At 67.4% G+C, this 22011-nt stretch carries 19 protein-coding genes; 8 read left to right on the top strand and 11 right to left on the bottom strand.

Annotated features, from left to right (window positions below; translation table 11 throughout):
* Positions 1-121 precede the first annotated feature (121 nt).
* A complete protein-coding gene (locus ACWDPV_RS15585) occupies positions 122-682 on the top strand; it encodes a mycothiol transferase (RefSeq protein WP_449743729.1) in 561 nt (186 codons plus the stop codon).
* A 29-nt stretch (positions 683-711) separates the two neighbouring features.
* Here ACWDPV_RS15585 and ACWDPV_RS15580 read toward each other — a convergent pair whose 3' ends face one another.
* The 3 genes from ACWDPV_RS15580 to ACWDPV_RS15570 are packed head-to-tail and all read right to left on the bottom strand — an operon-like array spanning position 712 to position 4007.
* On the bottom strand, positions 712-1500 hold the full coding sequence (locus ACWDPV_RS15580; RefSeq protein ID WP_449743728.1) for an adenosylcobinamide-GDP ribazoletransferase: 789 nt from the start codon (positions 1498-1500) through the stop codon (positions 712-714).
* An 11-nt stretch (positions 1501-1511) separates the two neighbouring features.
* Positions 1512-3314, bottom strand: coding sequence for a nicotinate-nucleotide--dimethylbenzimidazole phosphoribosyltransferase (cobT, locus tag ACWDPV_RS15575; protein WP_449743727.1), 1803 nt, complete (start codon positions 3312-3314; stop codon positions 1512-1514).
* A 9-nt stretch (positions 3315-3323) separates the two neighbouring features.
* Entirely contained in the window at positions 3324-4007 is a 684-nt protein-coding gene (locus ACWDPV_RS15570; protein WP_449743726.1) for a DUF3043 domain-containing protein, read from the bottom strand.
* Positions 4008-4108: 101 nt separating this feature from the next.
* Here ACWDPV_RS15570 and ACWDPV_RS15565 point away from each other — a divergent pair, with 101 nt between their 5' ends.
* From ACWDPV_RS15565 to ACWDPV_RS15555, 3 genes are all read left to right on the top strand, one after another.
* Complete coding sequence (locus ACWDPV_RS15565; protein WP_449743725.1) at positions 4109-5170, top strand: glycerate kinase family protein; 1062 nt, start codon at positions 4109-4111, stop codon at positions 5168-5170.
* 225 nt (positions 5171-5395) lie between these two features.
* Positions 5396-5755 carry a HesB/IscA family protein gene (locus ACWDPV_RS15560; protein WP_348804129.1) on the top strand — a complete coding sequence of 120 codons (360 nt, stop codon included), beginning with the start codon at positions 5396-5398 and terminating at the stop codon, positions 5753-5755.
* Positions 5756-5892: 137 nt separating this feature from the next.
* A complete protein-coding gene (locus ACWDPV_RS15555) occupies positions 5893-6864 on the top strand; it encodes a carbohydrate kinase family protein (protein WP_449743724.1) in 972 nt (323 codons plus the stop codon).
* Positions 6865-7141: 277 nt separating this feature from the next.
* On the opposite strand, the gene asnB is transcribed toward ACWDPV_RS15555, so the two are convergent.
* Entirely contained in the window at positions 7142-9067 is a 1926-nt protein-coding gene (asnB, locus tag ACWDPV_RS15550) for an asparagine synthase (glutamine-hydrolyzing) (RefSeq protein ID WP_449743723.1), read from the bottom strand.
* 366 nt (positions 9068-9433) lie between these two features.
* On the opposite strand from asnB, the gene ctaC reads away from it, so the two are divergent.
* Positions 9434-10549: an aa3-type cytochrome oxidase subunit II gene (gene ctaC, locus ACWDPV_RS15545; RefSeq protein ID WP_449743722.1), complete on the top strand. Its 1116-nt coding sequence runs from the start codon at positions 9434-9436 to the stop codon at positions 10547-10549.
* 6 nt (positions 10550-10555) lie between these two features.
* Complete coding sequence (locus ACWDPV_RS15540; RefSeq protein WP_449743721.1) at positions 10556-10972, top strand: cytochrome c oxidase subunit 4; 417 nt, start codon at positions 10556-10558, stop codon at positions 10970-10972.
* Positions 10973-11288: 316 nt separating this feature from the next.
* Here ACWDPV_RS15540 and ACWDPV_RS15535 read toward each other — a convergent pair whose 3' ends face one another.
* The 5 genes from ACWDPV_RS15535 to ctaE all read right to left on the bottom strand — a co-directional run bounded on the left by ACWDPV_RS15535 (position 11289) and on the right by ctaE (position 17408).
* Positions 11289-12803, bottom strand: coding sequence for a diacylglycerol kinase family protein (locus ACWDPV_RS15535; RefSeq protein WP_449743720.1), 1515 nt, complete (start codon positions 12801-12803; stop codon positions 11289-11291).
* A 174-nt stretch (positions 12804-12977) separates the two neighbouring features.
* Positions 12978-14600: a cytochrome bc1 complex cytochrome b subunit gene (gene qcrB, locus ACWDPV_RS15530; RefSeq protein ID WP_348804124.1), complete on the bottom strand. Its 1623-nt coding sequence runs from the start codon at positions 14598-14600 to the stop codon at positions 12978-12980.
* Positions 14597-15772, bottom strand: coding sequence for a cytochrome bc1 complex Rieske iron-sulfur subunit (qcrA, locus tag ACWDPV_RS15525; protein WP_348804123.1), 1176 nt, complete (start codon positions 15770-15772; stop codon positions 14597-14599). Before qcrA ends, qcrB begins: the two co-directional genes overlap by 4 nt.
* Positions 15769-16698, bottom strand: coding sequence for a cytochrome bc1 complex diheme cytochrome c subunit (qcrC, locus tag ACWDPV_RS15520; protein ID WP_449743719.1), 930 nt, complete (start codon positions 16696-16698; stop codon positions 15769-15771). Before qcrC ends, qcrA begins: the two co-directional genes overlap by 4 nt.
* Before the next feature lie 92 nt (positions 16699-16790).
* On the bottom strand, positions 16791-17408 hold the full coding sequence (ctaE, locus tag ACWDPV_RS15515) for an aa3-type cytochrome oxidase subunit III (protein WP_348804121.1): 618 nt from the start codon (positions 17406-17408) through the stop codon (positions 16791-16793).
* A gap of 146 nt (positions 17409-17554) precedes the next feature.
* Between ctaE and ACWDPV_RS15510 the strand changes: the two genes are divergently transcribed.
* Positions 17555-18061, top strand: coding sequence for a hypothetical protein (locus tag ACWDPV_RS15510; protein WP_449743718.1), 507 nt, complete (start codon positions 17555-17557; stop codon positions 18059-18061).
* Positions 18062-18215: 154 nt separating this feature from the next.
* Positions 18216-19280, top strand: coding sequence for an anthranilate phosphoribosyltransferase (gene trpD / locus ACWDPV_RS15505; RefSeq protein WP_449743717.1), 1065 nt, complete (start codon positions 18216-18218; stop codon positions 19278-19280).
* A 45-nt stretch (positions 19281-19325) separates the two neighbouring features.
* Here trpD and ACWDPV_RS15500 read toward each other — a convergent pair whose 3' ends face one another.
* Positions 19326-19604 (bottom strand): Lrp/AsnC family transcriptional regulator, encoded by a 279-nt coding sequence (locus ACWDPV_RS15500; protein WP_348804118.1) that lies wholly within the window; start codon positions 19602-19604, stop codon positions 19326-19328.
* A gap of 10 nt (positions 19605-19614) precedes the next feature.
* Positions 19615-21570: a DEDD exonuclease domain-containing protein gene (locus tag ACWDPV_RS15495; RefSeq protein WP_449743716.1), complete on the bottom strand. Its 1956-nt coding sequence runs from the start codon at positions 21568-21570 to the stop codon at positions 19615-19617.
* Between the last annotated feature and the right edge of the window lie 441 nt (positions 21571-22011).

Here is a 22011-nt window from a genome sequence, read left to right as displayed (position 1 = left end):
GCCGCACCGGCGCTGAGCCGGACGTTTCTCCCGGACTTCTCGCTCGCGCGCATTGCGGACACGGATTGTCCGCAATACGCGCGATGCTGGTGGCAGTATCGCCCGATCAGAGGAGAACATCATGGGTTTTCTCGCCCCGCCCGTCACCGACGAGCACGACGCCATCACCCGGTTCCTGGTTCAGCAGATGGGTCAACTGCGGACCAGCGTTCACGGACTCACCGACGAGCAGTCGCGGCGGACGCCGGTGCCCAGCGCTCTGTCGATCCTCGGGTTGCTGACCCACATCGCCCAGGGCGTCGAACAATGGATCAACGCCGTCGAGATCGCACCGGAACAACGGACCCGGGACACGATCGTCTCGGTGTCCGAGCGGATGGGATTGGGCGACGGGTTTTTTGGCGGGGCCGAGCTTCCCGAAGTGAACCTGGACGAGGTCCTGACGATTTATGACCGGGTTCTCGACTCGGTGCCCGCGCGGGTCGCCGCGATCGACCTGGACACGCGGGTTCCGGTACCCGACGCGCCGTGGTTCCCCGACGATCTCGACACATGGAATGCCCGTTGGGTTTTCGACCACCTGATGACCGAGGTCGCGCGGCACGCCGGGCATGCCGACATCATCCGTGAGGCACTCGACGGTGCGAACTCGTACGAACTGAATGCCCGCGTCGACGCCTGAGGTCGCCGACGGCCAAGAGTGGGGTGTGGTCAGAGGAGCATGCCGAGGAGCGTGATCGCGGTGCCGATCTCGATGACCGCACCGAGCACGTCGCCGGTGATGCCACCCATCCGCCGCGCACAGTGGGCGGAGAACACCCAGGTCACGGCGAGTGCGACGAGCGTGGTGACGCCGAGTCGGGTGGCCGAAGCGGCGGAGAACCCGGCCGATTCCGTCGCCAGACCGCCGATCACCACAGCGGCGCCGAGAGCGATGATCGACCACATGGCGACGGAAAGTCGCCCGGTGCCCGCCACCATCGATCCGAAACCGTTCGCGTGGGCCGGCGGCAACGACCGACGGGTGGCGATCACCGCGGCGACCCGCCCCAGGGTGATCGCGAAAGCCAGCTCCCACCAACGTCTTTCGGTGGTGAGTGTGGCGTATCCGATGATCTCGGTGGCGATCACCACGATGAGCGTGACCACCCCGAACGGTCCCACCGAGCCCGAGCGCATGACCTCGGCGACCCGCTCCGGCGGTCCGTAACAGCCGAGGCCGTCGGCGGTGTCGGCCAGACCGTCGACGTGCATCCCGCGGGTCAGCAGGGCCAGGGCGGCCGCCACGAGGATTCCGATGAGTGCGGGGGGTGCGTCGGTGTGCGACAGCCCCCACGCGAGTGCGGTGACGAGTGCGCCGAGGGCCACGCCGACCACAGGCACGGCGGCCATCACCGCTCGCCCGGTCGCGCGGTCCGGGTCGGAGGGTGTCCAACGATGCGGCACCGGCAGCACGGTCAGCCACGAGAAGGCGACGACGACGCCGCGCGCGGTGAGCATCGTCGAATCGCTCAGCTGGTCGGTATCGGCTGCGGCGCAGGCGAATCCGGATTGTCGTCGCCGGCGTCGGTATCCCGATCCGCGGCGTCGGATACCCCGGCCTCGCCGAACGTCGACATCGACCGCATCACGTCGACCGCCGAGATCACCGTCGGCAGTGCGGTCAACGCACCGGTACCCTCGCCGAGTCGCATCGACAGCTCCAGCAGAGGCTCGAGGTCGAGGTACTCCAACGCGAACGCATGCGCAGGTTCGGCCGACCGGTGTCCGGCGAGCCACCACCGGGTGGCACCCGGCGCCATCTCGATCGCGATCAGCGCTGCGGCGGTGACCACCACGCCGTCGAGGATCACCGGGGTGCGCCGTTTGGCGGCCTGCGCGAGGAAACCGGCCATCGCGGCGATGTCGGCACCGCCGACCGCCGCGACCAGAGCCAGGGGATCGCTGCGGTGCCTGCGCCCGCGGCGCATCCCGTCGCGGATTGCGGCCGTCTTGCGCATCCAGCCCAGATCGTCGATGCCGGTGCCGCGGCCGACCACCTCGACCGGCTCGTGCCGGGTCAGTGTGCCGATGATGACCGCCGACGGCGTCGTGTTGCCGATACCCATGTCGCCTGCGATGAGCAGATCCACGCCGGAGTCGACGAGGTCGTCGGCGATGGCGCGTCCGGCGGCGATCGCGGTCCGCGCCTCGGTGACCGTCAGTGCATCGGTGGTGCGGAGATCGTTGCTCGAACGGCGCACCTTGTAGGTCGAGACCTCCGGTGCGGTATCGGCGTCCACCGCCATGTCGACCACCCGCACGTGGGCGCCGCATCGGCGGGCGAGGACATTGACTGCGGCGCCGCCGCCGGCGATGTTGGCGACCATCTGTGCGGTGACCTCGGGCGGGTAGGCCGACACGCCACCGGCCTGGGCGACGCCGTGGTCGCCGGCGAACACGACCACCGACGGTGCCTCGATCGCCCGCGGCGGGCACACCCCCTGGCACGCCGAGATCCACACCCCGAGTTCCTCCATGCGGCCCAGGGAGCCGACCGGTTTGGTGAGGTCCCGCTGACGGGCGCGGGCCGCCTCGGCGACATCCTCGTCGGGAGGGGCGATCGCGGAGAAGACCTCGGCGTCGGTCGGATCGAGCGCTGTCAGTGGACGCGCGGGCGCTGTCGACGAAGATTCGGGCGCTGTCGACGAGGTTTCGGGCGCTGTCGACGAGGTTTCGGGCGCTGTCGGTGGGGTGGCGGTCGCCGGTACCGGGGCGGGAGCGGACACCGTCGGCGGAACGACGAGCTCGACGACGCGGCCCGCGACCACCAGCACCACGCGGTCGCAGACCCGGGCCACCGCCTCGTTGAGAGCACCCAACTCATCCTGGAACAGGCGCCCGGCCGGCGTCGGGGCCACCGGAGACATGCCGACCTCGGAGCTGATGAGCACCAGATCGCCACGATGTGCGGCGATCCCGGCGCACAGGTAGGCGGTCTCGGCCGCCCGGTCCGGGGCAACCGGGGCCGACCAGGCCTGCGTCGCATCCAGCCGAGCGGCGAGCCAGTTGCCGAGGTCGTCGACGAGGGTGGCGCCGTCGGGATTCGCGTGCAGGTGCTCGGCGAGCGAAGTGGTCTCGACGGTGGTGTAGCGCGCGTCGCGGCGGGCTCGGTGCCGTTCGACCCGAGCCGTCCACTCGGCGTCCGAAGTCAGGGTCGGACCCGTGGCGATGTAGCTGACCCGGTCGGCTCCGCGGAGCAGTGACTCGCCGAAACCCGACTTGCCCGACCGCACGCCGCCCAGGACGAGGGTGCGTGTCCCCGATGTGGCCATCTGAAACCGTCAGACTTCGTCGCCGACGGACACCTGCGGCTTGGGTGCCCGCATCTGACGTAGCTGCATGGCGCGGGTGAACGCATACCAGCCGAGCTTGAGGCCGCCGTCGGTGCTGTCGGGGTAGCGTTCGCGCACCCGCTTGCTGACCAGCCGGCCCAGGATCACGCCGTCGATCGCCATCAGCACGACGAAGGCGAGCAGCAGGAAGGTGGAGTACACCGCGATCGACGGTACGAACATGACGACGATCAGCACGATCGCGAAGGGCATGAACAACCCGGCGAAATTGCGCCGGGAATCGACGATGTTGCGGGTGTAGCGGCGCACATCACCCTTGTCGCGCGGCATCAGATACCGCTCGTCGCCGGCCATCATCTTCTCGCGCTGCTCAAGGCGCTGCGCCCGACGGTCGGCGGCCACCGCCTTCTTCTCTTCCTTGCTCATCGAGCTCTTGAGCTCTTTCTTGCGGGCGCGGGCCTCGGCGCGGGTCGTCGGCGGGGGCGCCACCGGTCCGCGTCGACGTCCCTGAGCCTGCTTGCGTGAGGGCGTCGGCCGCCCCTTACCCGGTGTGTACGCGCTGCCCCGCTCTGACTTGGAGAGATCCACCGAACCCGTCGAATCATCGACATCCGACGCCTCGTCGGCACCGGACGCCGGCGCGGAATCGTCCTTCTTCCATGGCAGCTTCACACCTCGAGCGTAGGTGATCCGCGCTGCCGCGATGCGCAGACCTCCCTATACTTGCCGCGCATGGCGGCATGGGCATTCCACATCGGCGGGCGGGGGGCGCGATGCGCATCTTGATCGCACCGGACTCCTTCGGAAACACCCTCACCGCGGTTGCCGCGGCCGACGCCATCGCCCGGGGATGGTCGGCGTCGCGCCCCGACGACGACCTCGTCCACGCACCCCAATCCGACGGTGGCCCCGGCTTCGTCGCGGTGCTCGCCGATCGCTTCGGAACCGTGCACACCGAGACGGTTCCCGGCCCGCTGGGTGCCGCGGTGAGCGCACAGTGGCTGCTCGATGATCGTGACCCGCATCGGCCGGTCGCCTACATCGAATGCGCTCAGGCATGCGGCCTGCATCAACTCGGTGGTGCGCCGACCCCACGTACCGCGTTGGCCGCCGACACCGTCGGGGTCGGACAACTCGTCGATGCCGCATTGACCGCGGGTGCCACGTCGATCGTCGTCGGACTCGGCGGCAGCGCGAGCAGCGACGGTGGACGCGGACTCATCGACGCCCTCGGCGGTCCGGCGCAGGCGAAGGCCCGATGCGCCGGCGTCGACATCGTCGCGGCCTCCGACGTGGAGAATCCGTTGCTTGGTCCGAGCGGTGCGGTCGCGGTGTTCGGTCCCCAGAAGGGCGCCGACGCGGACGCCCTGTCGCGACTCGAGGAACGGATGACCCAGTGGAACCGGGTGCTTGCGACCATGGCGGGTCGCGACATCAGTGCGCAGGATGGTGCCGGCGCGGCCGGTGGATTGGGTGCCGCGCTCCTGGCGCTGGGCGGTCGGCGGATCTCGGGTGCATCGGTGGTCGCCGAGGCCACCGACCGTGACGGGGACATGGCCCGGGCCGATCTCCTGATCACCGGGGAAGGAAAGTTCGATTCGCAGACGCTGAAGGGCAAGGTCGTCTCGGCGCTGACCTCCTCGGCACAGGCCGCGGGGGTCCCGACCGTCGTCGTCGCGGGACAGGTGGCGCTGAGCGCCGAGGAGATCGCGGGTGCCGGGATCGCTGCCGCCTACGCCATCGTCGATCATGCCGGTTCGGTGCAGCTCGCGATGGACGATGCCGACCATCAACTCGAGTCGATGGTCTCCACGATCGCCGCGGCATGGGATTGAGGTCAGCGTCCGCGGCGTTGCCGGTGAACCACTCGCCTCCGGCGGGAATACCGGGCGACGAGGTACCGTTGATGGCGTAAGCGTGTAAACGTGCGTCCCGCGTACGTGCGCGGGGGTGTTCGGACGGACCAGCCCCGAAGGTACCGGCGACCGTGGTGGCCGGCCTCGAGAAATACATGAGAGCAAGTACTTCAGACGGGTACTGACAAGCACTGAGGAGCATCGATGACCGTGCAGAACGAATCCGGCGCCGTGACCGACACCGGGGTCATCCTGACCGACGCCGCCGCCTCGAAGGCCAAGGCACTGCTCGATCAGGAGGGTCGCGACGATCTGTCGCTGCGGATCGCCGTCCAGCCCGGCGGTTGCGCCGGCCTGCGGTACCAACTGTTCTTCGACGACCGCAGCCTCGACGGTGACCTCACCGCCGACTTCGCCGGCGTCACCCTCGCCGTCGACCGGATGAGCGCCCCGTATGTCCAGGGAGCGACCATCGACTTCGTCGACACCATCGAGAAGCAGGGTTTCACCATCGATAACCCGAACGCGACCGGCAGCTGCGCCTGCGGCGACTCCTTCAACTGAGCGCCGCCGACTCGAGCGATCACGACCGCATCCCCACCCGAATGGATCGGGTGGGGATGCGGTCGTTTGCGTCGACGGTCCGGTCGGTAGCGTGAAGGGTCGTTGAACGTGGACCGAATGAAGGGCTGATCTGACCCGTGAGCATCTTTGTGTGTGGCTCGATCGCGACCGACCATCTGATGAAGTTCCCCGGCAAGTTCTCCGAGCAACTGCTCGGTGATCACCTCGATCACATTTCGTTGAGCTTCCTCGCCGAGGATCTCGTCGTTCGTCGAGGCGGGGTCGCGGGCAACATCTGCTATGCGATGGGAGAACTCGGTGGCGCACCGGTCCTCATCGGTGCGGTCGGCGCCGACTTCGCCGACTACCGCGAATGGCTCGAGAACCGCGGGGTCGACTGCCAGGCCGTGCGCGTGTCCGATCGGCATCAGACGGCCCGATTCACCTGCACCACCGATGAGGCCATGGCGCAGCTCGCCTTCTTCTATGCGGGGGCGATGAGTGAGGCCCGTGAGATCGCGCTGGCCGACGTGATCGCGCGGACCGCGACACCCGACCTCGTCCTGATCGGTGCCGACGACCCGGAGGCGATGGTCGCCCATACCGCCGAATGCCGCGATCTGGGCATCCCGTTCGCCGCCGATCCGTCGCAGCAGCTTGCCCGTCTCGACGGCGAGGCCGCCCGCACCCTCATCGACGGCGCGACGTACCTGTTCACCAACGAGTACGAGTGGGGTCTGCTGCGCGAGAAGACCGGACTCACCGAGGATCGGGTCGCGGAGATGGTCGGCACCCGCATCACCACCCTCGGGGCTGGCGGCGTCGAGATCATCGAGCGCGACGGCAGTCGCATTCACGTCCCCGTGGTCCCGGAGACCGCCAAGGTCGATCCGACCGGCGTCGGCGACGGCTTCCGCGCAGGCTTTCTCACTGCGGTGAGCAAGGGACTCGGCTTCGAACGAGCCGCGCAACTCGGTTCGATGGTCGCGGTCCTCGTCCTGGAGACGGTGTCCACGCAGGACTGGAACTGGGATCACGACGCGGCCATCGCCCGCATCGAAGGCGCCTACGGAGCCGAGGCGGCCAAAGAAATCGCTGCTGTTTTTTAGGGCCCGCGCCGCCAACATGCCAGGCGCGGACTCGCGAGGTGGGCCGATTGTGGTTGTCGCTCAAAGGTTTTCGTCGTGGTGAGTCCTCGCAAACCCGGTCACCACGCCCGCGGCGGGTGCCGAACCAGCCGGCGCCCACCCAGCACTTCGGACGACCACGCCCGGCGGGCGCGCCACGTCTGCACGACGAAGAGCGAGGAGCGAAGCGACGATGCGATGAGGAGGAAGTCGTGGTGCTTTGGCCCGCCGGGCACGCGCCGGCGGAGCCGGCGCCAAATTACAATCTCACCGGGTACGTCCGATCGGTGATGTCGGGGACGAGGGTCTTTTCGACGAAGATCGCGTGCCACACCATGAACATCAGCAGGGTCCAGAGGCGTCGGCTGTTGTCGACGACGCCGTCTCGGTGCTCGTCGAGCATCGCCAGGATGGCGGGCTTGTTGAGCAGGTGCTCGGTCTGTGAGGTGGTGATGGTGTCGCGGGCCCAGTCGTACATCTGGCCACCGGCCAGCCAGTGGCGGATGGGCACGGGGAAGCCGAGTTTCTTGCGGTGCAGCACATGCGGCGGGACGATCTGTTCGAGCGCCTTGCGCAGTGCGTATTTGGTGGTGCCGTGGGAGATCTTCTCGTCGAAGGGTAGTGCTTCGGCGATCTTGAACACCTCGGGGTCGAGGAAGGGCACGCGCAGTTCGAGTGAGTTGGCCATGGTCATCTTGTCGGCCTTGACCAGGATGTCGCCGCGCAGCCAGGTGAACAGGTCGATGTGCTGCATCCGCGCGACGGGGTCCCATCCCTGGCTGCGGGCGTAGATCGGTGCCGTGACGTCGGTGTGGGTCCATTCGGGACGGTAATCCTTGAGGACGGCACGCAGGCGCGCGTCGTCGAAGCTGCGGGCGTTGCCGTAGTAGCGGTCCTCGAGGGGCAGTGAACCGCGGTGCAGCAGACTCTTGCCGCGGGTGCCCTCGGGGATCCGGTCGGAGACCTTTCCGGCGAGTCGGCGCAGCGAGCCCGGCAGTTTGTCGAATGTCGCCAGCGACAGTGGTTCCTTGTAGATGGTGTAGCCGCCGAAGAGTTCGTCGGCGCCTTCGCCGGAGAGCACCACCTTGACGTGTTTGCGCGCCTCGGCGGCGACGAAGTACAGCGGTACCAGGGCGGGGTCGGCGACAGGATCGTCGAGGTACCAGACGATCTTGGGGAGGGCGGCGATGAATTCGTTCTCGTCGACGACCTTGACGATGTGGCGTGCGCCGATCGCCTCGGCCGATTCGACGGCGACGTCGACCTCGGAGTAGCCGTCGCGCTCGAATCCGGTGGTGAAGGTGATCAGGTCGGGATTGTGGCGGATCGCTAGGGCCGCGATGGCGGTGGAGTCGATGCCGCCGGACAGGAACGAGCCGACGGTGACGTCGGCGCGCATGTGCTTGGCCACCGAGTCGGCGAGGACGTCGGCGATCTCGTCGTAGCGCTTCTGGCGGTCGGCGTCGGTGAACGGGCGCACGGTGAACTGCGGTGCGAAGTAGCGGGTGACCGAGGGTGGCTGCCCTGGCCGGAGGGTCGCATGACAGCCGGACTCGAGCCGGCGGATGCCGGCGTGCAGGGTTTCCGGTTCGGGAACGTATTGCAGCACGGTGTAGTGCTCGAGCGCGCGGGGGTCGAGATCGTGGGGGAGGGCGAGCCGGTCGAGGAGTTCGAGGACGCTCTTCTTCTCGCTGCCGAAGGCGGTGCCGCCGGGCCCCGTCGCGAGGAACATCGGTTTGATGCCGAACGGGTCGCGCGCGAGAAACAGGGTGCGGGTCTCGGTGTCCCAGATCGCGAATGCGAACATGCCGCGCAGCCGTCGGACGGCGTCGGGTCCCCAGTAGTGGAATGCGGCGACGATGGCCTCGCCGTCACCTTCGGTGTGGAAGACGGCCTGCTCGTCGGCGGCCAGTTCGGCGCGGATCTCGAGGTAGTTGTAGATCTCGCCGTTGAACACGAGGGCGTAGCGCTCGGGATTCTCCGGCGGCCCCCACCGCAGCGGTTGATGGGAGTGCTCGATGTCGATGATCGACAGTCGATTGAACCCGAGGACAAGATCGTCGTCGTGCCAGGTGCCCGGCTCGTCGGGTCCCCGGTGGCGCATGCAGTGCGAGGCCGTTGCGATGAGGTCGACGGCGGTGGCCGCCGAACCGTCGGAGGTCAGCAGACCAAGCAAGCCACACACCAGATACGTCACCCTTTGTCACTCGATGGAACGGTTCCGGGCGCACGGCGTCCCGGCCGCGTCCGAGTATGCCGTATCGGTGCCGGAGGGGCCGGATCGCATGGCCCGGCCGGTGCGCAGAATCCCACGCGAACAGGCCTTCTGGGGTCGGGGTTGCGGAATTCGACGCGCTGATCCACCCCAACCGAAAAAGTTCCCGGGAGTTGGTCTACGCTGCGTAGTACATGGGCGCGGCCACGGTGGGAATCGTGGTGTCCGTGGGCGTTCGGCCGATCGGGCCGGGAGTCGGCGGATGTGGCGCGTCTAGGCAGGTCATGTGGCATGCGACTCGTCCGACGTCCCGTCGCGACGAGCGAGCAGGAAGGCGTGAAATTGGCACACGGTGGACGGCCCCCGGCCCGACGTGTTTCGTCCGCGTCGCGGACGGTGAAGCGGCTCGGGATCGTCGCGATCCTCGCCGTCGGCGCGCTGTTGATGACGGGATGCAGCGGCGAGGAGATCGTGCGGTTCGGCTGGCCGGTCGGTGTGACCCCCGAGGCCGAGGTGATGCGCAAGCTGTGGACGTGGTCGGTCATCGCCGCGTTGCTGATGGGCATCCTGGTGTGGGCCTTGATCTTCTGGACCATCACCTTCCATCGCCACAAGGAAGGTAAGGACGAGTTCCCCCGGCAGACGGCTTACAACGTGCCGCTGGAACTGACCTATACCGCCATCCCCTTCATCATCATCGCGGTCCTGTTCTACTTCACCGTGATCGTGCAGAACCAGGTGGAGAAGAAGACCGACGATCCGAAGGTTGTCGTCGATGTGACCGCCTTCCAGTGGAATTGGAAGTTCGGTTACCGCGAGGCCGAGTTGGGTGGCCAGCGCACCGAGTTCCCCAGCGCGCTGGGCAGTCCGTTCGATCTGCAGCTGCAGGAGAACACCCATCACGGCGAGCCGCTTCCGGGGCCGGCCGGCGGGCGTGACGACGACATCCGTAACTACCTGCGGTTCGACAAGATCGAGACGCTGGGTACGTCGACCACGATCCCGGTTCTGGTGCTGCCGACCGATCAGCGTATCCAGTTCGAACTGGCTGCCGCGGACGTCGTCCACTCGTTCTGGGTCCCCGAGTTCCTGTTCAAGCGCGACGTGCTGCCCTTCCCCGAGCAGAACCACACCGACAACGTCTTCCAGATCGAGAAGATCGAACGTGAGGGGGCCTTCGTCGGGCGTTGTGCGGAAATGTGCGGCACCTATCACTCGATGATGAACTTCGAGGTCCGCGCGGTCTCGCCGGCCGACTTCGAGCGGTATCTGCGCTATCGCGACACGAATCCGGAGGCCACCAACGGTGAAGCGCTGCAGGCGATCTGCCAGCAGCCCGAGTCCGTGGTGACCGTCCCGTTCGACACCCGCCGCAAGAGCAATGGCACCGCCACCGCCACCGGCGACCCGAACAACACCCGTATCCCCGGCTGCACCCCTCAAGGAGCGTGACGTCCAATGAAGGTTGAAGCGAGGCTCTTCGAGCTCCTCACCGCGTTCTTCTTCCTCGCCGGTGTCATCTACACGCTGTGCACGGTGTTCACCTCGCGTGGCGTCGAGTGGGTCGGTGTGGTCGGCATGTTCTTCAGTGCCGGATTGACCCTCATCGCCGGCACGTACTTCCGGTTCGTCGCCCGTCGCGTCGAGATCCGTCCGGAAGACTACGAGGATGCCGAGATCGAGGACGGCGCAGGTGAACTCGGATTCTTCAGCCCGCACTCGTGGTGGCCGATCCTCATCGCCGGTTCGGCCGCGATGTTCGCGATCGCCTTCGCCACCGGCAACATCTGGCTGGCCATCTTCGCGGCCGCCTGCATCATCGGCAGCGCGTGTGGCCTGGTGTTCGAGTACCACGTCGGCCCGGAAAAGCACTGACCGACAGTCACTGACAGCTGGTCCATCACACAGCCGCATCCTCCTCGTGAGGGTGCGGCTGTTGTGTCATGTGGGACAGCACCTTCCACGCTGACAGCGCTTGGTAGGACGTTGACAGCGCCCTCCCGAACGTTGACAGCGCTCGGTAGGACGTTGACAGCGCCCTCCCGATCGTTGTCAGCGCTCTGGTCAGCGTCAGGTAAGCGCTGTCAACGAACTCGAGAGCGCTGTCAGTGTCGGACAGGGCGCTGTCAGTGTCGGGGAGGGCGCTGTCAGTGTCGGACAGAGCGCTGTCAGTGTCGGACAGGGGGCGCTGTCAGCGTGGGGTGATGCTCGACCCGTAGATCTGCAGTGCGCGGTAGAAGACGGTGATCGTGGCCTCGTCGTACGACTCGCCGATCTCGCCGTCGTGCGCGATCACCACGGGCTCATCGGCGGTGAAGGTGAACTCGGGTACCTGCATCTCACGGTAGGCCTGTGATCGCTGCAGACGTCCGGTCAGCAGACCGTAGACGACGCGCAGGAAGGCGAAGCGGGGCCCGGCGACGAGGAACCGGATATCGAGGAGACCGTCGTCGAGGCGTTCACGGCGGGCCGGTGCGAATCCCGACGACCCGTACATCGAGCTGCCCAGCAGGAAAAGGGTGACGTCGAGGTCCTCGTTGTTGACGCGGATACGTTGTGGGCGCGAATGCCGGAGCACGTGCACGGCGGCGACGACCGATCCCATCGCCTTGCCGGTGCGGCTCTCGACGCGCTGGCGGGTGCGGACGAAGTGCGGATAGGCCCCGATCGACGCGGTGTTGAGAATGACCCGGTCGTCGTTGAGGCGGGCGGCGTCCACGCGGGTGATGCGTCCGTCGCGCATCGCGGCGAGGGTGTCGTCGGCGGTGGGAGTGCCGATGTCGCGGGCGAAGTGGTTGAAGGTTCCCGCGGCGAACACCGCAAGCGGGATGTCGGCTGTCAGCGCCGCGGACGCGGCGGTGGCGACGGTACCGTCGCCACCCACGACAGCCAGGACCTGCGCGGACTCCGCCGCGCGATGGGCGGCCGCGGCGTAATCGTCGACTGTGGAGAGATCGACGATGGTGGCCCCCGGGAGTTCGTCGAGGATGCGGCGGCAGATCTGTTCGCCGGAACCCTGCCCGGAAGATGGGTTCACCAGCACGGTGACGCCGGTGCCGTCGCCGATCGAAGGTCCGTCGACGGTGGTCGGCGCCGGAATCGAGATGCGCCGGCGCACGATCGGTGGGGCGACCTGCGCTCCGGCGGTCGCCACCGCCGCGCCGATGCCGAGTCCGATCGCGACATCACCGGGGTAGTGCGCGCCGGTGGCCACCCGCGACAGTCCGACGAGCCCGGCCAACGCAGACAGGGCCAGACCCGCAACGGGGCTCTCGATGGCGACCCCGGTGGCGAAGGCCGCGGCACTCGCCGAGTGTCCCGAGGGCAGCGAATTCGACCGGGGTATCGACCGTCCTCGTCGTGGGACCGGAACCAGCGACGACGAGGGACGTGGGCGTCGCCGAAGACGTTTGGCGAATTGGTTGGTCAACACGCTGGTCACCGCCAGCGAACCCACTCCGCGGACCGCGCCGCGTTGCAGGTTCGGTCGGCCGCTGAGACCCATGGCCACCGCGATCGCGAACCAGAGCTTGCTGTGGTCGGCGGCGTGGGTCAGCGGTGGCATCGTCGCATCGAGCAGCGGACTCGGCGATCCGGCGATCGAGTCGTAGATCGCGGAGTCGAGTGAACCCATGCCGCGGGTGACCTTGCGGATCTGGCGGCTCACCGCGCGGCTCTGCCGGCGACCGAGTGGAATGCGGGGCATGGGTTCACCGTATCGGCAGGTGTGCCGTCGTGGAGGTAGTGGGTGGGGGAGGGGAGGGGCGTGGCGAACGCCGACGAGAAGTCCCCGCTCAGACGCCCGGATGTACCTGTAGCAGGTGGGCGTCCCAGCGGGGACCTCGGTATTCGATTGTGCGGGCGCGATTCTCGCCCTGGACTAGTCCTCGAGCGGATTGCCGCCCTTGGCCTGGAGTTCGCGCAGGGCCTTGGTCTCGGCGATTTCCTGCTCGTGCTCGTGGGCGATGTTGCGGCTCTGCTGCTCCGGCGGATCGGCCGTCAGGATCGAACCCGTGCCCGGTGCACCGGCGGAACCGAGCTTGTTCATCCGCTTCGGGACCGCGGCGCCCTCGTACGGCAACGGGATCGGGTGACCATGGCTGTCGACCGGGCCGAGCGGCTGATGCAGTTCGATGTACTCGCCCTGCGGCAGGCGCTTGATGATGCCGGTCTCGATGCCGTGGGCCAGCACCGCACGGTCGCTGCGTTGCAACGCCAGTGCCCACCGGTAGGCGATGAAGTAGGCGAGTGGCGGAATGACGATCATGCCGATACGCCCGAACCAGGTGACCGCGTTGACGGAGACATGGAACTTCAACGCGATGATGTCGTTCATACACATCAGCGTGAGCAGGATGTAGAAGGAGAACGCCATCGCTCCGATACCGGTGCGGACCGGGGTGTCACGCGGACGCTGCAACAGATTGTGGTGCGCATCGTCGCCGGTCAGGCGCTTCTCGATCCACGGGTAGGCGAACATCCCGACGAACATGAGCGTGATGACCACGACCGTCCAGAACACCGACGGAATTGTGTAGTGGCCCAGATAGAGTTCCCACGCGGGTATCAGACGTACCAGACCGTCGGTCCACATCATGTAGATGTCGGGCTGTGAACCTGCCGAGACCTGCGCCGGGTTGTACGGGCCGAGAACCCACACCGGGTTGATCTGGAAGATACCGGCCATGATCGCCAGGATGCCGGTGACCATCGCGAACATCGCGCCACCCTTGGCGGCGAACACCGGCATGATGCGCACGCCGACGACGTTCTTCTCGGTGCGGCCGGGGCCGGGGAACTGGGTGTGCTTCTGGTACCAGACCAGGGCCAGGTGAGCACCGATCAGCGCCAGGATGATGCCCGGGAACAGCAGGATATGCAGCACGTACAGGCGCGGGATGATGATCTCGCCGGGGAACTGGCCACCGAACAACGCCCAGTGAATCCAGGTGCCCACCAACGGAAGACCGAGCACGATGCCACTCATGGCGGCGCGGACGCCGGTGCCGGAGAGCAGGTCGTCGGGCAGTGAGTAGCCGAAGAATCCCTCGAACATCGCCAGGATCAGCAGCAGGCAGCCGATGATCCAGTTGGCCTCACGGGGCCGGCGGAACGCACCGGTGAAGAAGATGCGCGCCATGTGGATGATGATCGACGCGGCGAACAGCAGGGCCGCCCAGTGATGGATCTGCCGGACGAACAAGCCGCCACGCACCTCGAACGAGATGTTCAGCGTCGTCTCGTAGGCGCGCGTCATCATCACGCCCTTGAGGGGTTCGTAGTCGCCCTGGTAGATGACCTCACTCATCGACGGGTCGAAGAACAGGGTCAGGTACACACCCGACAGCAGCAGGATGATGAAGCTGTAGAGCGCGACCTCACCGAGCAGGAACGACCAGTGCGTCGGGAAGACCTTGTTGATCTGGCGACGCATGCCCGCGGCGAGGTGATACCGCGAGTCGACCTCTTCGGCCTGCGTTGCCATGCGGTCGGCGATGGTCATGAGTCACGCTCCCAGAATGCCGGTCCGACGGGTTCGATGTAGTTGCCGCGGTTGATGGCGGCGTTGGCGACCATATAGCCCTGATCATTCACCGTGATCGGCAGCTGCGCCAGCGCCCGGGCCGCGGGACCGAAGACCGGCTTGGCGGAGTCGAGAGCATTGAACTGCGACTGGTGGCACGGGCAGAGGATGCGGTTGGTGCGCTGCTCGTAGAGCGACGTCGGGCATCCGAGGTGGCTGCAGACCTTCGTGTAGGCGAAGTAATCGCCGTAGTTGAAGCTCTCCTGCCCCTTGCGCTTGATCACGCTGACGGCGTCGGCGGGACGCAGACGGATCAACATCACCGGGTTGCTGACGTAACGCAGACCCCAGATCAGCTTGTGGCGGGACTCTTCGGTCTCACCGAGACCGTCGGACACGCGCCACGGGAAGACGGTCTCCATCGCGCCCGAGTCCAGATCCTCGGGACGCACCAGGGCCACCCGCAGCGGATCACCGACGTCGCGGCGCAGGAACACCGTCTCGTTCGGGTCGGTCTTGGAGTTGTAGATCGGCGACCAACCGGAGTTCCACAGCGGTGCGTCGTCACGCTTGGCCCACGGATTCTTGATGAACCCGCCGAGCGCGGCGACGGTGCCGGTGAGTGCCAGAGCACCGAAGGCGAAGATGCCGCTGCCGATGATCATCTTGCGACGACCCAGTGTGGAGGTGGTCCCGGTGTCCTTGAGCTCGGCGACGATGGTCGCCTTGTCGACGTCACTGGAACCCGGACCGTCGTGACGGTCCTGCACCGAGATCTCCGACGGCAGGAACTTCTTGGTGATCAGCACCAGGGCGACGCCGATTGCGAGGATCGACAGGCCGAAGGTGATGCCCAGCAACGGCGTGTTGAGGGTGTACCACCAGTAATTCGGCTCGTTGGGCATGACGAACTGCCAGTGGTTGAAGCAGAAGATCACGAAGCAGGCCACGGCCGAGATCCCGGCGATGGTCAGCCAGATGGCGACCTGCCGCTCGGCGCGCTTCTCGACGCCGGTGCCCGGCTCGGGATAGCGCTCGCCGCGGTGGATGATCTCCACCCCGTCAAGGTTGGTGCCGAGCTTGACGAGATCGTCATTGCTCATCTGATCGAGTTCGTCCTTGGTGGGGACGTCCTTGCCGCTGGCGCTCATGCTCGAGATCCCATCCACATCGCGGCGGCAACAATTGCCACGACACCGACAAACCACATCACCATGCCCTCGCTGACCGGGCCGAATCCGCCGATGCCGAAGCCACCCTGCGGCTTGGACTCGGTGACGTACTTGATGAAGCCGATGATGTTCTCCTTCTCCTCCGTCGAGAGTTGGCGGTTGGAGAACTTCGGCATGTTCTGCGGGCCGGTCAGCATGGCCGTGTAGATCTGCTGTTCCTTCACGCCGTCGAGCGGGGGAGCGAACTTACCGCCGGACAACGCACCACCACGACCGGTGAAGTTGTGGCAGGAGGCGCAGTTGAGGCGGAACAATTCGCCACCCTGGCCGAGGTTGTCACCGCGCAGCGATTCCTGTGCGATGACGCGCACGCCGTTCTCGGTTTTGATCGAACCGTCCGGGTTGTGCTCGTACATCACGGTCGGGCCACCGCCCTGCGACTGCACGAATGCACCGAGCTGGTCGATCTGCGCCGTGGTGAACTTCGGCGGCTTGCGCAGCGCCTGGGCCTCACCGCGAGCGGCGGGCATACGACCGGAGGACACCTGGAAGTACACGGCGGCGTCACCGACACCGAGCAGCGACGGACCGCGGTCGGGCACACCCTGGAGGTTGGCGCCGTGGCAGGTCACACACGAGGTCTCGTACAGCTGCTTGCCGGCCGAGATCAGCGCGGCGTTGTCGACGTCGGCGGTGGCGACCTGCGGCTTCGGTGTCAGCAGCGACGCAATCATGCCGGCCATGAACAGGCCGGCGAGCAGCAGGAGCGTGCCGCTGGCACGCCGACGCAGCTTGCGTCGCGATTTCGCCTTGCGTGCCGCGGTCGGCGACGGAGTCGACGACGCGACCGTGTCGACGGCGTCTGCTGCGTCGCTATCCGACGATCGCGGTGGAGATGAACTCATCTTGGTCTCTCTACTAGCGGACGGACTCTGGGCTGTGCGGGGTCATCCCGCGTGAAGATCGGAGTCTTCTCGACGACCGTCGACTCGGCGGATCATCGGATGAAGTAGATCGTGACGAACAGGGCGATCCACACGATGTCGACGAAGTGCCAGTAATACGACACGACGATCGCCGCGGTTGCCTGCGCGGGGGTGAATTTCGACAGCTTGGTGCGGATCAGCAGGAAGATGAAGGCCACCAGACCGCCGATCACGTGGAGTCCGTGGAAGCCGGTCGCCATATAGAAGACGGAGCCGTACGCGCTCGAGGAGAGCGTCGTTCCCTCGTGCACCAGGTGGTAGTACTCGTAGCCCTGGCCGCAGACGAAGAAGGCGCCCATCAGGAAGGTGAGGACATACCAGCGCCGCAGGCCGAAGACGTCGCCACGCTCGGCGGCGAACACGCCCATCTGGCAGGTCACCGACGACAGGATCAGGACGGTGGTGACCGGGATCGCGAGCGCGAGATTCAGCTCGGTCGGTTCCGGCGGCCAGCCCTGCTCCGGATTGGCATTGGCTCGCGCGACGAAATACATCGCGAAGAGGCCAGCGAAGAACATCAGCTCACTGGACAGCCACACGATCGTGCCGACACTCACCATGTTGGGGCGGTTGAGTGAGTGCACGCGCGCGGTGATGGCCGTTCCCGAGGTACCTACAGCGCTAGTCACAGAGTGAAGTATGACGGTTCGTAGTACGCGGTGACCACTTGGGTCCGAGATTGGTCGGAACTTTTTCTCTTCTCGCTGGTCGGGGCATGTCATCGCCGACCCCTCGGCGTGTCCGTGGGGGCGCCCGGACGTGGTTTGCTCGAGGGATGACCCACTCATTCGACGACGACGCCGCGAGCGGCCCGCGAGACGTCAACGGGCGTCCGATCGAGCCGACCCGATTGCAGCGCATGGCAACACGATTCGGTCGCCGCGGCCCGGCGCCGGGCCTGCGGATCGACGCCGCCGATCTGGTGGTGGTGGCCGCCTCGGTGGACGACGCCGCGTCGAGCTCGGCGGTGCTCGAGGCGTCGGCGTGGCGACCGGATGAGCAGGCGGTGGTGCGACACCTCGTCGTGCTGCCCCATGACCGCGTGCCGCAGGCCGTGGCGCTGGCCGCGCAAGACGGCTACGCCCGAACCCGGCCGGACGCAGCCGATCTGGCGATGGTCACCGCCGACGTCGTCGTGCACCCCGGGGCGGAGATCGTGGTCCTGGCGCGTGCGCAGTTGCTCGACGCGCTGCACCTGTCCCAGGAGCGATCCCGGATGGCGAGTCTCGGTGCACGACACGGCGGCACGGTGGTCGGTTGGCAGGTGCTGCAGCGGCAGTAGGCGATTCGGTCGGTGGGTGTGGCCGGTCGGTCGGTTCGGTCCGGTGGGGATTACCGTCTCCGCTGCCCGCGACGCATTTGGCTCACCGAGCGAGATGCGCTCACCTGCCGCGACCCGCTGAGGGTGTCCGAGCACATGCCATAGAGTGCTTGACGTGAAAAGCGCGCAAACCCACACGTGGCCGCAGATTCTCGGCCGGGTCACCGACGGCATCGATCTGAGCGCCGACGAGGCGGCGTGGGCGATGAACGAGATCATGACCGACGGCGCGACCGGAGCACAGATCGCGGCGTTCGGTGTAGGCGTCAAGATGAAGGGCGCCGCACCCGCGGAGTTGCGGGGGCTGGCCGCGGCGATGCTCGAGCACGCCGTGCCCGTGCACGTGACGCGACCGGCCATCGACGTGGTCGGTACGGGCGGCGATCGCTCCCACACCGTGAACATCTCGACGATGACCGCCATCGTCATCGCCGCCGCCGGGGTCGCGGTGGTCAAACACGGCAACCGCGCGGCATCGTCGAAGAGTGGTGGGGCCGACGTCCTCGAGGCGCTCGGGGTGACCATCGGACTCGGCGCGGATCAGGTGGCCCGGTGTGTCGACGAGATCGGCATCGGATTCTGCTTTGCGCCGGTGTTCCATCCGGCCTTCCGATTCACCGGTCCGCCGCGGCGCGAGATCGGCATCCCCACGGTCTTCAATGTGCTCGGGCCGCTCACCAACCCGGCGCGGCCGAGCCGCGGACTCATCGGATGTGCGTTCGCCGATCTCGCCGGGGTCCTCGCCCAGGCGTTCGCCGAACGCGATGCGACGGTGCTCGTGGTGCGTGGCGACGACGGGCTCGACGAACTGACCACGACCACCACATCCACGGTGTGGCAGGTCGTCGGTGGGCGCGTGATCCAACTGACCCTCGATCCGCGGGAGTTGGGCATCGACTTCGTCGAACTGTCGGCGTTGCAGGGCGGCGACGCCACCGTCAACGCCGGGATCGCCCGCGAGTTGTTCGCCGGTGAGCGCGGACCGGTCCGAGACGCCGTCCTGCTGAACGCGGCGGGTGCGATCGTGTCGGCGGAGATGACCGAACCCTTCGACGATGCCGGGCTGCGGGGCGCGATGGCGCAGGCGATCGCGCGGTCGGCCGAGACGATCGATTCGGGTGCGGCAGCCGCGCTGCTGGATCGCTGGGCCACACTGTCCGTCGAACTCGCGCAGAAGTAGTAGGGCGAGCCCGGGGTCGGTGGGCTCACGCGCACCCGGAGACGATCACTCCTCGCCGATGGAGAACCCGCCCTCGACCTCGGAACTGGAGTAACTGCGGAACGCGATGTGGGTGGCGGTGTGGGTGACCCCCGGCAGCCGATTGATCCGTCCCGTCACCACATCGGCGATCTCGGCGTGGTCGCGCACCTTGATCTTGGCGATCAGATCCACATCGCCCGCGCACGAATACACTTCGGCGACTCCGGCGATGTCCGCGACGGCCTGCGCCGTCTCCGGGATCTGATGAACATCGGCGTGGATCAAGACGATGGCGGTGATCATGGGGATCAGCCTAGTGTTCCAGCCGGTCGCTGTTTCCGCCCATCAGCATTTCTGGGAACCCGTCAGTGCTCCGGGGGGCATCGGTGTTCGGGAGCGCCGCCGCCGGTGGTGCCGGGATGGCTCCGGTCGTCGGTGACGCCGCCCGGCGTACCGGCGACCCCGGCACCGGGGTCCGGGCGGCCACGGGACGCGACCGCCGACGGCCACCGGATTCCGCGGCATGCCGGGCACACGCCGCCCACCTCGTGCGGCCCTCCGCGGAACCGGCGGGTAGCCACAGCGGCTCACTGGTGGTGACGATGCGGGCCCCCGGTTCGCTGATCCACCGGTAGAGCAGGGCGGCCTCCTCGGGCGAGGCCCCCATCAAGGGACCGTCGGCGGGAATGACCGTCTCCGCCGATGCGGTGAGCATGTCGATCACCGGCATCGGGGCCACCCCGCGTCGGGCGATGCCGGCCGACGCGAGTCGACCGTGCCGGATCACCGCCAGCTCCCACCCGCGGGCGTCGTCGGGTCGGGCGACGACGATCTCGGCGACGCGGCACAGCGACGCCAGGCGCTGGGTGCGCGCCAACACCTCGATGGTCGCGGCGACCCGATCACGGTGCCGCGCGGCGGTTTCGAACATCTGGGCCTCGGTGAGCCGGTCGAGTTCGGCCACCATCGAATCCAGCAGGGCCACGGTGTGGCCGGTCATCAGGTCGTGTGCGGCCTGCACCCGGGGCAGGTAGTCCGGCAGGGTCAGGGGGCCCTCGGATGCCGCCGCACACCCGCCGATGAGGTCGCCACCGTCGGCGGCGGTTCGGCACCAGTGGTGGCCGGCGGACGCGGGCAGCCGCGTCCGACAGGTGCGCAGGCCCGATGCCCGGGACATCAGCTCGGCGAGCTCGGATGCGCGGGTGCGGTTGGGGATCGGACCGACCGCATTCTCGGTGGCGGTGCGGCTGATCTGTAACCGCGGAAAGCGCTCCGCTGTCAGCGTGATCCACCAGCCGCGGTGCGGCTGCGTCGACCGCCGGTTGTAGGCCGGCGTGTGGGCGGCGATGAGTCGCAACTCGCGCACTCCCGCCTCCAGCGCGTGGGCGCACTCGACGTGATCGACCCGGGTGGCCAACGAGACCATCTCGCCGATCCGGGCCCGCGGGTCCGAACCGGTGAAGTACGACATCACCCGCCGGCGCAGATCGGTCGCGGTCCCGACATAGAGGACCTCATCAGAGGGTCCGCGAAACAGGTACACGCCGGGCCGGGCGGGGAGGGCGTCGGCCAGATGCCGTTTGGCCCGCAGCCGAGGGTTTCCGCGCGGCAGGTAGGCCGTCAGGTCGCCGTAGGTGCGGACGCCCTGATTCCCGATTCGCTCGAGGAGGTGATGGAGCACCTCCACGGTGGCGCGCGCGTCGTCGAGGGCCCGGTGTGTGGGCCGGACCGATACGTCGAACAACTCCGCCAGCGCACCCAGCCGCACTGTCGGTGCCTCGTCGCGGGTGAGGACGCGACGTGCCAGTCGGACGGTGCACAGGCTGGTGACAAACGGCCACTCCCGCCCGAGGCGGGTGGCGTTGTGCCGGAGGAAGCCGGTGTCGAAGCGCGCGTTGTGCGCGACCAGGAGGCACCCGCGGGCGAACTCGATGAAGGACGACAGCACCTCGGGGATACGCGGGGCGTCGTAGACCATCGCCTCGGTGATCCCGGTCAGCGCGACGATCTTGGGTGGGATCGACCGCTCGGGATCGACCAGGGTGGCGAACTCCCCGATCACCTCGCCGCCGCGGACCTTGACCGCCCCGATCTCGGTGATCGCGTCGCGGGCGGGATCACCGCCGGTCGTCTCGAGGTCCACGACCACGAACGTCGTGTCGAACAGGGACTCCTCGCCGAAGGTCGGGTCGGCGGCCACATCATCGCCGCCGCGGCCGGCCGCGGTCATCAGGTCGGCGAAGGACAGCTGAACGGGATCTCCCACCACGGCGCGAACACTAGTTCGCACCACCGACAAGGGCGGTCTCCCGCGGGCCGACGTCGTCGTCGACCTCGGCGTCGGCGAAAACTGTCGGTGGTCATCTCTAGCGTGTGTTCCCGATGGCGGATCGCACGGCGCATCGGCGTCACGCGAGACGTGGCTCCCGAGACATGACCCCCGAGGCATGACTCGGGGTGTCCGCGTGGGGAATCCGGCGTCGACACGGCCAGAGACCGCAAATGAGATGGAGATCACAGATGTACATCGACTGCAGTAGTTGTCCAGGTCGCCGCACCGCGTGTGACGGCTGCATGATGAACGTCCTCATCACCCCTGCGACCAGCGAGGACGGGTCGGTTCTGGTGGCGATGAACGGGGGCGGCGGGCACGCGATCGCCGACGCCGAGATCGGTTCGGCCATCGATGCGTTCACGGCTGCTTCGATGG

The sequence above is a fragment of the Gordonia sp. NPDC003504 genome (assembly GCF_053587995.1).
The sequence above is the reverse complement of the archived record's forward strand: the minus strand, read 5'-3'. Positions and strand labels throughout refer to the sequence as shown.

Bases quoted from the DNA above. Each gene is read 5' to 3' on its own strand.
- ACWDPV_RS15585 (WP_449743729.1), top strand. From the start codon at position 122: ATGGGTTTTCTCGCCCCGCCCGTCACCGACGAGCACGACGCCATCACC.
- ACWDPV_RS15580 (WP_449743728.1), bottom strand. From the start codon at position 1,500: ATGCTCACCGCGCGCGGCGTCGTCGTCGCCTTCTCGTGGCTGACCGTG.
- cobT (WP_449743727.1), bottom strand. From the start codon at position 3,314: ATGGCCACATCGGGGACACGCACCCTCGTCCTGGGCGGCGTGCGGTCG.
- ACWDPV_RS15565 (WP_449743725.1), top strand. From the start codon at position 4,109: ATGCGCATCTTGATCGCACCGGACTCCTTCGGAAACACCCTCACCGCG.
- ACWDPV_RS15560 (WP_348804129.1), top strand. From the start codon at position 5,396: ATGACCGTGCAGAACGAATCCGGCGCCGTGACCGACACCGGGGTCATC.
- ACWDPV_RS15540 (WP_449743721.1), top strand. From the start codon at position 10,556: ATGAAGGTTGAAGCGAGGCTCTTCGAGCTCCTCACCGCGTTCTTCTTC.
- ACWDPV_RS15535 (WP_449743720.1), bottom strand. From the start codon at position 12,803: ATGCCCCGCATTCCACTCGGTCGCCGGCAGAGCCGCGCGGTGAGCCGC.
- qcrB (WP_348804124.1), bottom strand. From the start codon at position 14,600: ATGACCATCGCCGACCGCATGGCAACGCAGGCCGAAGAGGTCGACTCG.
- qcrA (WP_348804123.1), bottom strand. From the start codon at position 15,772: ATGAGCGCCAGCGGCAAGGACGTCCCCACCAAGGACGAACTCGATCAG.
- qcrC (WP_449743719.1), bottom strand. From the start codon at position 16,698: ATGAGTTCATCTCCACCGCGATCGTCGGATAGCGACGCAGCAGACGCC.
- ACWDPV_RS15510 (WP_449743718.1), top strand. From the start codon at position 17,555: ATGACCCACTCATTCGACGACGACGCCGCGAGCGGCCCGCGAGACGTC.
- ACWDPV_RS15500 (WP_348804118.1), bottom strand. From the start codon at position 19,604: ATGATCACCGCCATCGTCTTGATCCACGCCGATGTTCATCAGATCCCG.